Source organism: Thalassospira australica (assembly GCF_044790785.1).
GTDB lineage: Bacteria > Pseudomonadota > Alphaproteobacteria > Rhodospirillales > Thalassospiraceae > Thalassospira > Thalassospira australica_A.
Genome location: NZ_CP085258.1, coordinates 4,472,208 through 4,484,642, shown reverse-complemented (window position 1 = coordinate 4,484,642; position 12,435 = coordinate 4,472,208). Strand labels below are relative to the sequence as shown.

The window sequence follows — 12,435 nt, the reverse complement described above, 5'->3', positions numbered from 1 at the left end:
AAGTCATATGCTTAGTCGTACAGCCGACAACCTTTTCTGGTTATCGCGTTATGTCGAACGGGCCGAAAACATGGCCCGACTGATGGAAATGGGTTATCGCATGGCCCTGATGCCGGCCGCAGGCGATGGCAACCGGTCGGAATGGGCGTCCGTCCTATCGGCATCGGGCTGCGCCCAGGGTTACGATCCCGAAATGCCACTCCGTCAGGCGGAGGTTGCCGATTACCTGATATTCAATCGCGACAATTCGTCCTCGATCCTGAACTGTTTTGAAAATGCACGTGCCAATGCGCGCGCCATGCGCACCGCCATCACCGCCGAAATGTGGGAAGCCCTGAACAACGCGCTGATGGAATTGCGCCGGACTTCGATGCATAACCTGGCCAAAACCGACCTTCCGGAATTCATCGACTGGGTCAAACGGCAGGGGGCCTTGTTTCGCGGGGCAACTGATTCAACAATCCTTCGCAATGACGGGTACGATTTCATCCGTCTTGGCATTTTTATCGAACGCGCCGATAACACCGCACGATTGCTTGACGTGAAATATTACGTCCTGCTGCCCGAAACCAGCATGGTCGGCGACGGGGTCGATAACTATCAATGGACCACGGTTCTGCGTGCCGCATCGTCCCTGCGTGCCTTCCACTGGGTTTATCGCGACGATTATTCGCCCTATCACATCGCGCATTTCCTGATCCTCAATCCCTTCAGCCCCCGGTCGCTCGCCCATTGTTCGGAACAGATCACCAGCCATCTGGAACATCTCGCCCGCCATTACGGTCAACGAAATCCGGTTCACAGCCAGGCGGTGGAAACCTATTCCCTGCTGACCCAAACCCGGATGGACGAAATATTCAGTCAGGGCCTGCATGAATTCCTGTCCGATTTCCTCAAACGAAATCAGGCCCTGTCCTCGGCAATTGCCGAAACCTATTATTTCGGGGGCCAGTAAAATGCGCCTGACTGTTGAACATCGCACCCATTATCGCTTTTCCCCGTCGGCACGCTATGTCGTGCAAAGCCTGAAACTGACCCCGTCGCTGTTTGATGGGCAAAAAGTCATCCGCTGGTCGATCAAGGCCGAGGGATGTGTGATCAATTCCGAATTTGTCGATGGCAATGGCGATACCATCAGCACCCTGACCGCGACCGGTCCGGTCGATTCCGTCGATGTCGTCGTGTCGGGCGAAGTCGAAACCATCGATACCACCGGCATCCTGCGCGGGCATAAGGAACGCGCCTTTCCCGCCATCTTCCTGCGGTCAACCCCGGTGACCAGATCCAGTGCGGCGATCCGCAAACTCGCCGCCAAGGTCGAAAAGAAAACCAGTGCGGATAACCTGCTCGAACGGGCACATGCGATTTCGGCCGCCGTTTCCGATGCCGTCGCCTATGTCCCGGGCAGCACCCATGTCCACACCACCGCCGCCGACGCATTGGCTGATGGCAAGGGTGTCTGTCAGGACCACGCCCATGTCATGATTTCGGCCGCCCGTCATCTTGGCATTCCGGCGCGCTATGTTTCGGGCTATCTGTTCGCCGATCAGAACGGCAAATCGCACGAAGCATCCCACGCCTGGGTCGAACTGCATCTGCCCGAACTGGGCTGGGTCGGGTTCGATCCGGCAAACCGCTGCTGCCCGACCGATTATTATATCCGTCTGGGGTCTGGACTTGATGCGCAGGGTGCCACACCTATACGGGGTGTACATACTGGTGGTGCAAACGAGGATTTGGATGTAACAGTCATCGTTGCGCAATCACAGCAATAGCCGGACCCGAGAATAGAAGATGACCTACTGCGTGGGCTTGATGCTCGATGAGGGGATGGTATTCCTCTCCGATACCCGAACCAATGCCGGGCTCGATAACATTTCGCGTTATCGCAAAATGTTCACTTGGGAAGTCCCCGGCGAACGCGCCATCGTGGCCTTGACCGCAGGCAACCTTGCCATCACTCAGGCCGTGATGAGCACCCTGCAGGAAGCCATCGACAACCCGGAAACCGAACCCGGCAATTGTATCCTGAGCGCAGCCAGCATGTTCCGCGTTGCCGAACTGATGGGCGAGGCAATGCAGAAAGTGCAGCACAAATATCAGGACACGCTTGAGCAGCGCAAGGAAAGCAGCTCGGCTTCGATCATGGTCGGCGGGCAGCGCAAGGGCGGTGCACAACGCCTGTTTCTGGTTTATGCGGCGGGCAATTTTATCGAGGCCACCGAAGACACGCCCTACCTTCAGATCGGCGAACATAAATACGGCAAACCGATCCTTGATCGCGTAATCACCCCGGAAACGCCGATTGCCGATGGCGTCAAGGCCGCCCTGCTGTCAATGGATTCGACCCTGCGATCCAACCTCACCGTCGGCATGCCGCTTGATCTTGCCGTCCTGCCCGAAGGATCGTGTCATTTCTCCGAACATCGCCGGATCAACGCCGAAGATGCCGGGTTCAAGGCCCTTTCGGACGCCTGGTCGCAGGCGCTCCGCAAAGCATTCGCCGATATGCCGGACGAACATTGTGCGCCGAACTGCTGAACAAACCTTCTGATATCAAACAATTAATTTGCCGGTTGCGGATATGCGCGCTCGACAAGTCCGGGCGCGTAAATTATCTATAAAATCATGAAAAGCGACATTGATAATACCGTTACCGGCAAGATCACTCGCGAACTGGCCGACCGCATCATTGCCGGGCATATCGCACCGGGTACGAAGTTGCGGCAAGATCATTTTGCCGAGGAATTCGGCGCAAGCCACGTGCCGGTCCGCGAAGCCTTTCGCCGCCTCGAAGCACAGGGACTGGTCGTCAGCGAACCGCGCCGCGGTGTGCGGGTTGCCAGCTTTGATATCGCAGAAGTCCGCGAGGTCGCTGAAATGCGCGCATCCCTCGAAGTCCTCGCCCTTCGCCATGCCGCCCCGCACCTGACCAGCGCCATTCTGGATGAGGCAGAGGCGATCAACCGCGCGGGGGAAAATGCCCCCGATGTCCGGGCATGGGAAGAAGCCAATCGCGCCTTCCATCGCCTGATCCTGACCCCGTGCGGCATGCCCCGCCTGCTGGCAACCATTGATGATCTGCATGCCGCAAGTGCCCGGTTCCTGTTTTCCGGTTTCCGCATGGAATGGGAAGCCCCGACCGATCAGGATCACCGCGCCGTCCTGAAGGCGCTCCGCGAACGGCAGTTTGACGTTGCCGCCGCCACCCTTGCCCGCCACGTTAAATGGATTGGCACCAAGCCGGGCGCCAAAACCCGCCCGTAAACCATTTCCTGAACCCTTCCAGAACTGCCTCCCGAACCTGAAATCCACGGTTCGAACCTGATCCTGCCTGCGCTTTGGCAATGCAGGACGCCTGTTTATGTGCAAATTTCCAATTTTATAGATAAAAATATAACATATAAATCAATATATTAACGATGCGCTTCCATAAATATCGGCCAATTTCATCCGATTATCTATTTTGGGGATTGATTTCACCCTCCGGTCGCGGCGTAATTAATAGATGAGATTCGTTTTTTATCTATAATTTTGAATCCGATCCTGAGGAGGATGAAATCACCATGAGCAATGCAGTCTCCAAACCGGCCGAAACCCGCATATCGTCGGGAATGAAATACAGCCTGATGGTTCTGGCCGGGGTCGCCATCCTGACCGCAAGTGCGAAGATCACCGTTCCCTTCTGGCCGGTGCCGATGACCCTGCAAACCATGGCGATCATGGCAATTGCACTGGCGACCGGGCCGCGCGTCGCCTGCGCGACGGTACTGGGGTATCTGGCGGCAGGTGCGGTTGGTCTTCCGGTCTTTGCCGGGACGCCGGAACGCGGCATCGGGCTTACCTATATGGTCGGACCGACCGGTGGCTATCTTCTGGGTTATCTGATTGCCTCATGGCTAGTCGGCGCACTGGCGCAGGGGCGCGGCACGCTGGCGCGCTTTGGCATCATGATGGCCGGTATGATCCCGGTCTATGTTCTGGGCCTGGCATGGCTTGCCGCCTTTGTGCCGCTTGAAAAAGTCGCCGAATACGGCTTCACCCCGTTCATTCTGGGCGATACCATCAAGATCGCCCTTGTTGCCCTTGGCAGTGCGGCCTGCACCCGCCTTGTCAAACGCGATAAAGGCGGCAACGCCTGATGAACAGTCTTCCCGCACAAAATCCGGCAATCGATCAAACCATCCGTCACGACTGGACGGTGGACGAGATCGAGGCGATCTATCGCCTGCCGCTGCTAGAACTGATGGGCCGCGCCAGCGCGGTCCATCGCACCCATCACGATCCCAATGCCGTGCAAAAGGCCAGCCTGTTATCGATCAAAACCGGCGGCTGCCCCGAAGATTGCGCCTATTGCCCGCAATCGGCCCACCACCGCGAGGTCAAACTGGGCAAGGAACAGTTGATGGATCCCGGTGCTGTCCTGAAAATGGCGGCGCGTGCCAAGGCCGCCGGGGCGGATCGTTTCTGCATGGGGGCCGCATGGCGGCGCGTGCGTGATGGTGCGGCCTTTGATGCGGTGATCGAAATGGTACGCGGTGTGCGCAACCTTGGCATGGAGGCCTGTGTGACCCTTGGCATGCTCGAAACCCGCCATGCCGAACGCCTCGCCGGGGCAGGCCTCACCGCTTATAACCACAATCTCGATACCAGCCCGGAATATTACAGCCAGATCATCTCCACCCGGACCTATCAGGATCGGCTTGATACGCTGGCTGCGGTGCGGGGTGCCGGGATTGATCTTTGCTGCGGCGGGATCATCGGCATGGGCGAAAGCATCCGCGACCGGGCATCAATGCTCCAGGTCTTGGCCGGTTTCGCGCCACATCCCGAAAGTGTACCGATCAACGCGCTGGTGCCGGTGGCCGGAACACCGCTTGCCGACCGCGACCCGATTGATGCGCTTGAACTGGTCCGCATGGTCGCAACCGCACGCATCACCATGCCGAAATCCACCGTTCGCCTTTCAGCCGGACGCACCGACCTTACCCGCGAAGCCCAGATCATGTGCCTGATGGCCGGGGCCAATTCGGTGTTTTACGGGGAAAAACTTCTGACCACACCAAACCCGGAAGAAGATTGCGACACCGCCCTGTTCGCTGCCCTTGGCCCGATTCCGGCGTCGGTGGCCTGACAATATCCACATCAACCCCCGAACTTGTGCGCCCCACCCGCGCAAGGTTCCCCTTGGCGAAGCGCCCCTCAGTCCGGCCTTCGCCATTTTTTATAAACAGGCAGAGAAGCAGGAAGGAAGAAGTAAACGGCCTATTGAACTTCGGCGGTTTCGCGCGGCTGATAGATAAAGCCATGCGCCGGATAAACCCGGCCGAATGTGCCAATCGTATTCATCATCCGCACTTCAGACCAGTCATTATTGGGCGATACGTCAACAACCGGCTGGCGGTAATGCACCTTGCCGCGCGTGCGCGAATCGCTGCCCCAATTGGCATGATTGACCATGATCTTGCGACTGTCGAGGATAGCGGCAACCACCGCAACATGCCCGTATTTCAAACGCGATGTTTTCTTGAGCGCCAAAACCGATCCGACTTCGGGCTTGCTCCCACGGTGATAGGCGCTTTTCGCCTGATCCCACCAGGTCCAGGCATCACCATAAATCTCGATCCCGGAAACCGCACGTGCATAGGGCACGCATTGCAAAAATTCATCAGTAGGCGCAAAGGGCAACAGGCGCGACGACGGCAAGCTGACATTGGTGACGGTCGAAACGCCGTCACTTTCAAGGCCGGTATTGGGTTTTGGCGTGCTTGCAGATGCAAAACATCCCGACACAAGCATACAAAATCCGATAACAACGGCCAGCCGCATGCGATATCCCCCACAAAAGGCACGATGATCAGGCACCCTAACCTGACGAGTTTTAAACAAGCGTTTACGAAGGACGCCGAAAAACACGATCATTTTGCCGTTTCTGTGGCAGATTTCATACCGATTTTGCCAATCCGGTACAAACGCCAAAGCCCGACAACCGCCGCACACAGGATCAGCACCCCCGATCCGCGGGCGGTATATTGAATGTGGCCCGCCTCCGATATCGCGCCCAGCATCGTCCCGCCCAGCGCAATGCCGCCAAAGCTCGTTGCACTCCAGAAGCTCATCACCCGACCGCGCAGTTTGTTATCCACCGTCAATTGCAACGCGGTTTGCGATCCGACCCCGACCGCTGTCAGGCCAAAACCGGTAATCGCCACCAGTACAACCGCAAGCTCGTACCATGGTGCAAAACCAAGACCCAGCATGCCGCATCCGGCGGCAAAAGCCCCGATAATCGTCACCCGCTGAAAGGCGGCCGGATCGGATTTGACCCGCGACAACATGAATGTCGATGCCACCGCACCGACCCCGCTTGCCGATGCCAGCATGCCAAGCCCGGTGACCCCGCGGTCATAGACCGCCTCGGCAAAGACCGGCATCAGTTCGACCATGCCGGTCCCGACCAGCGCGACAGAACACGACAGCGCCAGAACCGAGCGGATCATTGGATGATGAATGGCATAACGCGCTCCGTCGACAAGGGCGGCCAGAACCCGCCTACTTTTGGCATCGGGTGCCCGTTCAACATGGATTTTGACAATCGCCAAAACGAAAACCATCGGGATATAGGATGCCGCATTGATCATGAATGCCGCGCCTGTGCCCCATGTCGCGATCACCACACCGCCAACCGCCGGGCCGACCAGACGCGAAATATTGAAATTCATCGCCGCATAGGCCACGGCCCGGCTCATGAATTCCCGCTGAACAATCACCGGCACCAGCGAAAGCCGGACAGGCGTCATCGCACTGGCCAACACCCCGTTCGTCCCGGCCAGAACCACCATCCAGAACAGGTTGATCTGGCCCGCCATCGACAGCCCCATCAACAGAAATGCCGTCCCCGCCATCATCAGGTTAAGGGTCACCGCCGTTTTACGCAGATTAACCCGATCCGCCATCACGCCAAAAATCGGGCCCAGAATGAAAGCCGGGGCAAAGTTAAGTGCTGCGATCAACCCGGTCCAGAATGCCGACCCGGTCAATGACCATGCCAGCCACGACATGGCGATTTTCTGCACCCAAAGCCCCTGGGTGGTAATGCATTGCCCGACCAGAAACAGCACAAAATTGCGATCACGGAAAATCGACGCCGGAACCTGGCCCGGAACGGCAGGCGTATTTTCCGGTTTGTTATCGGGTCTGCTGGCAGGGTCGTGGGGTGTTTCAGGGGCAGGTGGATGCACGAATTTTCCAATTCTCATGACGGGGCGGGATCATGTTGTACAGGACAGCGATATCAACAACTATGTTGGACGGCCATATTTGGGGCGAAATGGCCTGCTATCCGGACAGAACGGTATCTGAGATGTCGCAGTGATTATAGGGACAGGCAAAGGCACGTGCCACAGATTGTTCGACTGATGCGTGTATACGGTCTTCTCAAACCCGTTGCGACAGCACATATTTACCCGAGAGGAAACGACAGCAGTCAATCATAACGCCGATCAATTTGGCATTCAGGCCTTCGAGGCAAAATCACCCATGCATCAGAATTTTCGGGAAATCGAACGCGAGCAATTCGCGATCCGCAACCAGACTTGCGAGTGGACCATTCGGGCCATGACCGCGCTACGCGCCAAGGTCGACATCAATATCAAGATGCATGGCGACCGCGATCATCTGGCCCAGGGCGATATTTTCATGTTCAACCATTTCGCCCGGTTTGAAACCTTTATCCCGCAATATCTGATCGCGCTTGAAACCGGGGTGTTCTGTCGCTCCATCGCGTCGGGCGAGTTCTTTGTCGAAGACAACCGGTTTTCGCGCTATCTGCGCGCGCTTGGCGGTGTCCCCAACGATTATGAGCGCCTGCTGCCGTTCCTGACCGAAGAAATCCTGCGCGGCGGCAAGGTCGTGATCTTTCCTGAGGGCGGCATGGTCAAGGACCGGCGCGTTCTGGCCGCCGAACGCCCGCACCCCAAACACCCGGATTACAGCATCTATTCCCGCTCTGCCGATCAGCGCCGCGCCCATCATACCGGGGCCGCCCTGCTTGGGCTTTGCCTAGATGGTTTTAAGGTCGGTTTGTCGATGCTCCTTGATAAGGGCAAACATGGCGAATTGGATCGCTGGGCCGACGCGATTGATACCACGCCCGACATTCTCAAGGCCGCCCTTGCCAAGCCGACCCTGATGTTCCCGGCCAACATCACCTTTCATCCGCTCCGCGTTGATCAGAACCTTCTGGCGCGCGGGGCCGATCTTTTTGCCGGCGGGCTTAGCCCCAAGATGGCCGAAGAACTGATTATCGAAGGCAATCTGCTGTTCAAGCGCACCGATATGGATATCCGTCTGGGTGATCCGGTTGACCCCCGCCATCAATTCAACTGGATCGATCGGCGTTTGCTGGCCCATCGGGTTGAAACCGCGACCTGCATTGATGATCTGTTCCGCCCGGCCAAGACACTTGAAAAAATCTCCGACCGCATCCCGCAATATGCCATTACCCGTCATATCAGCCCGCTTCGCGATCACTGCATGGCTGTGATGTATTCGAACCTCACGCTTAATGTCAGCCATCTGGCGTCACGCCTGATCATGATGTGGCTGGCCAATGGCGTGACCGAGGTCGATATCGCCCATTTCGACCGCACCCTTTATCTGGCGATCAAAAATGCCCAGCAGGCCGAAGACATTCATCTGCATCGCGGCATGCGCAACCCGGCGGATTATATCGGCATCTTTGATCTGAAATGCCCGCAAATCCGCGAATATATCGATGCCGCCGTCCAGCTTGGCCTGATCGAACGGTCCGAAGGCAAATATTGCTTCCTGCCGAAATTGCAGGAAGAAGCCACCTTTGACCAGATTCGCATGGATAACCCGGTCATGGTCTATGCCAATGAAATGGCCCCGATCAATGCCGCATGGACCGCCCTTGAAAAGGCCCGGGACGAAGTTGATCACCTGACACCGCGCGATTTTGCCAAACGCCGGTTCGATGATGAAATCCGCGCATGGCAATGGAACCGGGCGAAATATCAAAAACCGAAATATGCCGCGATCAACGATCAGGAAACCGCCACCGCCGACAGCCGCCCGTATCTTTTGCTGCCCAATGGCAATGAACATTTCACCACTGGCGTTCTGGTCGTGCATGGTTTTCTTGCCTCTCCGGCCGAGCTTCGCGATCTAGGTGATCGCTTTGCCGCAAAGGATTATGCGGTGATGGGCGTGCGCCTTGCCGGGCATGGTACCTCGCCCCATGAATTGCAAAAGCGCACATGGGGCGACTGGCTGGCATCGGTTCGACGCGGCTATGAAATCCTCTCGGCCTTTTGTGACAATATCGTCATTGTCGGCTTTTCCACCGGCGGGGCGCTCTCGGCCATTCTGGCGGCTGACCGGCCCGAAAAACTGGCCGGGCTCGTCATGGCGTCGACACCGCTTAAATTCCGCAATCGCAATCTGATGTTTGTGCCGTTGCTTTATGGGGCGAACAAACTGATGGGCTGGGTGCCTTCGGCACAGGAAATGCTCAGTTTCCGGCTCAATGAATCCGAACATCCCGATATCAATTACCGCAACATTCCGATTGGCGGCCTGCACAACCTGCGCCTGGCGGTTGCCGAAATGCAAAAACGCCTACCCGATATCGCCTGTCCGATCCTGATTTTGCAGGGCGACGGCGATCAGGTTGTCGATCCCGCCAGTGCAACCCTGATCAAACGCCACGCCATCGGATGCAGCGACCTTGATATCCAGATGCTCGTCTCCGAGCGGCACGGCATCCTGAACGAGGATATCGACAATGCGGTCAATCGCGTGATCGACTTCGTCGCCAAAACCGCCCCGGCCAACAGCACCCTGACCGCGGCTATACCCGCTCAATAGTTGCCCGATAACTGGCCTGTCCTGCTGACAGAGAACCGAACGGGTAATCCCTTCGGCCATTTTGACTGTGAATACCTCTCCACAATGCCGCGGGCTAAATCCTCATACAAATAAAATACGCCCGGAATTTAGGATGCTGTCGCATCAAATTTTGGATGAATTCACGCCAACGGAACCCACTTGACTCTTTGGCAAACTTGCACGACTTTGGATCCATGGATCCAAATAGAATCGCTGAAACGCTTCAAAACGACATCGAAAACGGTACCCTTTCGCCCGGCACAGTCCTGAAACAGGAACGGCTGGCCGAACGGTTCGGCGTCAGTCGCCAACCCGTGCGTCAGGCGCTGGAAAGGTTGCTGGTAAACGGTTTGCTAACCAAACGATCCGACCGCAGTCTTGCCGTGAATGGCTTAAGCGCCGACGAAGCCCGCGACCTGTCGCAAATCCGCATTTCACTGGAATCAACCGCCCTTATCCTGTCGATCCCGCATCTGTCACAAAACGACCTGCGCAAGGCGATCCGCCTGAACGACGATCTTTTTGAGGAAGAAAACCCAGCCATTATCGAGGAACTCGATATCGCCTTTCACCAGACCCTGTATGCCCCCTGCGGCAACGATCGCCTGCTAAAGATGATTGCCGAATTGCGCGGCGAGGCGCGCCGTTCCTATCACCGCCAACCTCCGGGATCGCAGGCGCGTAAAGTGTTTTATGAAGAACATAATGATTTGCTGGCCGTATGTAACCGTGGCGATGTCAACAAAGCCATTGAAATCATTGAAAATCACATAGGTATCACCTCGCGGCAACTTGTCCAGTCCCCCGAAAACGGAGCCCCGCAATGAGCAGTTTCGGCGCAGAAGTCAGATGGCAACGCGACGGCGCAAACTTTGCCGACCGCCGCTATAGCCGCGGTCATCTTTGGCGGTTTGACGGCGGGGTCGAAATTCCCGCATCCTCATCCCCGCATGTCGTGCCGCTGCCCTATTCTGTCGCCGAAAATGTCGATCCCGAAGAAGCCTATGTCGCCGCCCTTTCAAGCTGCCACATGCTGTTCTTCCTTGATTTCGCATCACGGCGGAAAATCGTCGTCGACAGTTATATCGATGCCGCAACCGGCGTCATGGAAATGCAGGACGGAAAGACAGTCATCACCCGGGTCGAACTTTGTCCCAAGATCACCTATGCCAGTACGGCCCCAACAGCCGAGGTCGAGGCGGAGTTACATCATGCCGCCCACGAGGCCTGCTTCCTTGCCAATTCGGTCAAAACCGAAATCAGCATCAAACTTGATTAAGGTCATTACCTTTCAGGTAATCGTTTTGCTTCCCGGCCTGTCATAACCTGCCTCGGTCAATATCAAAATCAGACCGGAGGCCGAGATCATGAATGCAACCGACAACACTAAAACAGGCCCGATTGCCGGCACCGTTATCCTGACCGTCAAGCCGGGCAGGGAAGACGCCTTTCTTGCCCTGCTTCACCCGGTTCTGGATGCAATGCGCTATGAGGCAACATTCATCAATGCCTTCCTGCATCGCCATCCGGACGAGCCCAGTCGTTTCATGCTGTATGAAACATGGGCCGATCTTGACGATTTGATGGAAGTGCAGATGCACCGTCCCTATCGACAGGACTTCTGGGACAGTTTGCCGGAACTTCTTGCGACCCCGCGCAAGGTTACCGTCTGGACCCCTATGCGCAGCGACATATCCCTGTTTTCCGGCCGCTCGTAACCAGCTTACGGCTTGATTGCGCAGATGGCATAGCGATGCTGGGCCCCGCGCTCCAACCCTTTGGCAAGGGTAAGGTGCTTTGACTGGGCGCGGTGAATCTGGCGCATATTGAAATCCGCCATTACCGGGCCGAACCCGGCGGTTTTCAGCATTGATGTCACTTCGTCGGCGCGTGCGCCTTGCGAAAAATGAACGCGTGCAAGAATATCGCGATGGGTTTTGAGCTGCGGGATTTCGGCAACATCGCGTTTCAATCCGATGGATTGCAGGAACCCCGTCATCGCCTTGTTCAGGGTACTGATCCAGGTGGGCGAGACGAAATCACCATCCACCACCAGAAGCTTGCCCCCTGGTTTCAAAATCCGGAACCATTCGGCAAAGGCCGCCGCCGGATCAACCAGCGTCCAGACCAGATGCCGGGTGACGATGACGTCATAACTATTATCGTCTTCAAACGTGTTTTCCGCATCACCAAGGATGAACCGGATATTGGACTGACGCAGTTTCGATTTGGCACGCGCCTTTTCCAGCATCGCTTCGGACCAATCAAGTCCGGTAACCTCAAACCCCAGATCATGCATCAGATGGCTGATAACCCCGGTGCCGCTGGCAAGGTCAAGCGCACGCTTGCCTGTATCGTCGCCAAGATGGCGGCGAAACAGATCGTGCCAAGCCATACGTTCCCGGTCAGAGAAAATTTCGTGTCCCGGCTGTTCGTCGAACGTGGCAGCGCGCATTGACCAATATTCCTTGATCTCGTCGCGCAGATTGAAATTGCTTGAATGCGTCGTCATCGTCCGAAAAG

The 12,435-nt window shown here is 56.7% G+C and carries 13 protein-coding genes; 10 read left to right on the top strand and 3 right to left on the bottom strand.

Annotated elements, in window-relative coordinates; genetic code table 11:
- The first annotated feature begins 7 nt into the window (after window positions 1-7).
- The 6 genes from LG297_RS20890 (at window position 8) to bioB (ending at window position 5,134) form a co-directional block, all read left to right on the top strand.
- Window positions 8-955, top strand: coding sequence for an alpha-E domain-containing protein (locus tag LG297_RS20890; protein ID WP_404423771.1), 948 nt, complete (start codon window positions 8-10; stop codon window positions 953-955).
- Between the two features lies 1 nt (window position 956).
- Window positions 957-1,775: a transglutaminase domain-containing protein gene (locus LG297_RS20885; RefSeq protein WP_404423769.1), complete on the top strand. Its 819-nt coding sequence runs from the start codon at window positions 957-959 to the stop codon at window positions 1,773-1,775.
- A gap of 19 nt (window positions 1,776-1,794) precedes the next feature.
- A complete protein-coding gene (locus tag LG297_RS20880; RefSeq protein ID WP_404423767.1) occupies window positions 1,795-2,541 on the top strand; it encodes a peptidase in 747 nt (248 codons plus the stop codon).
- Between the two features lie 87 nt (window positions 2,542-2,628).
- On the top strand, window positions 2,629-3,267 hold the full coding sequence (locus LG297_RS20875; protein WP_404423765.1) for a GntR family transcriptional regulator: 639 nt from the start codon (window positions 2,629-2,631) through the stop codon (window positions 3,265-3,267).
- A 299-nt stretch (window positions 3,268-3,566) separates the two neighbouring features.
- A complete protein-coding gene (locus LG297_RS20870) occupies window positions 3,567-4,142 on the top strand; it encodes a biotin transporter BioY (RefSeq protein WP_404423763.1) in 576 nt (191 codons plus the stop codon).
- Window positions 4,142-5,134: a biotin synthase BioB gene (gene bioB / locus LG297_RS20865; RefSeq protein WP_404423761.1), complete on the top strand. Its 993-nt coding sequence runs from the start codon at window positions 4,142-4,144 to the stop codon at window positions 5,132-5,134. Before LG297_RS20870 ends, bioB begins: the two co-directional genes overlap by 1 nt.
- Before the next feature lie 131 nt (window positions 5,135-5,265).
- Here bioB and LG297_RS20860 read toward each other — a convergent pair whose 3' ends face one another.
- Together LG297_RS20860 and LG297_RS20855 are read right to left on the bottom strand one after the other, a co-directional pair.
- Window positions 5,266-5,829, bottom strand: coding sequence for a CHAP domain-containing protein (locus tag LG297_RS20860; RefSeq protein WP_404423759.1), 564 nt, complete (start codon window positions 5,827-5,829; stop codon window positions 5,266-5,268).
- Window positions 5,830-5,918: 89 nt separating this feature from the next.
- Window positions 5,919-7,241, bottom strand: coding sequence for an MFS transporter (locus tag LG297_RS20855; protein WP_404423757.1), 1,323 nt, complete (start codon window positions 7,239-7,241; stop codon window positions 5,919-5,921).
- Between the two features lie 298 nt (window positions 7,242-7,539).
- Here LG297_RS20855 and LG297_RS20850 point away from each other — a divergent pair, with 298 nt between their 5' ends.
- The 4 genes from LG297_RS20850 to LG297_RS20835 all read left to right on the top strand — a co-directional run bounded on the left by LG297_RS20850 (window position 7,540) and on the right by LG297_RS20835 (window position 11,630).
- On the top strand, window positions 7,540-9,891 hold the full coding sequence (locus LG297_RS20850; protein WP_404423755.1) for an alpha/beta fold hydrolase: 2,352 nt from the start codon (window positions 7,540-7,542) through the stop codon (window positions 9,889-9,891).
- A 215-nt stretch (window positions 9,892-10,106) separates the two neighbouring features.
- Window positions 10,107-10,739: a GntR family transcriptional regulator gene (locus tag LG297_RS20845; RefSeq protein WP_404423753.1), complete on the top strand. Its 633-nt coding sequence runs from the start codon at window positions 10,107-10,109 to the stop codon at window positions 10,737-10,739.
- Entirely contained in the window at window positions 10,736-11,191 is a 456-nt protein-coding gene (locus LG297_RS20840; RefSeq protein WP_404423751.1) for an OsmC family protein, read from the top strand. Before LG297_RS20845 ends, LG297_RS20840 begins: the two co-directional genes overlap by 4 nt.
- Before the next feature lie 88 nt (window positions 11,192-11,279).
- The gene (locus LG297_RS20835; RefSeq protein WP_404423749.1) at window positions 11,280-11,630 is read left to right on the top strand and encodes a putative quinol monooxygenase; all 351 of its coding nucleotides are present in this window, start codon (window positions 11,280-11,282) and stop codon (window positions 11,628-11,630) included.
- Window positions 11,631-11,635: 5 nt separating this feature from the next.
- Here LG297_RS20835 and LG297_RS20830 read toward each other — a convergent pair whose 3' ends face one another.
- Window positions 11,636-12,424 (bottom strand): class I SAM-dependent methyltransferase, encoded by a 789-nt coding sequence (locus tag LG297_RS20830; RefSeq protein WP_404423747.1) that lies wholly within the window; start codon window positions 12,422-12,424, stop codon window positions 11,636-11,638.
- Window positions 12,425-12,435 lie beyond the last annotated feature (11 nt).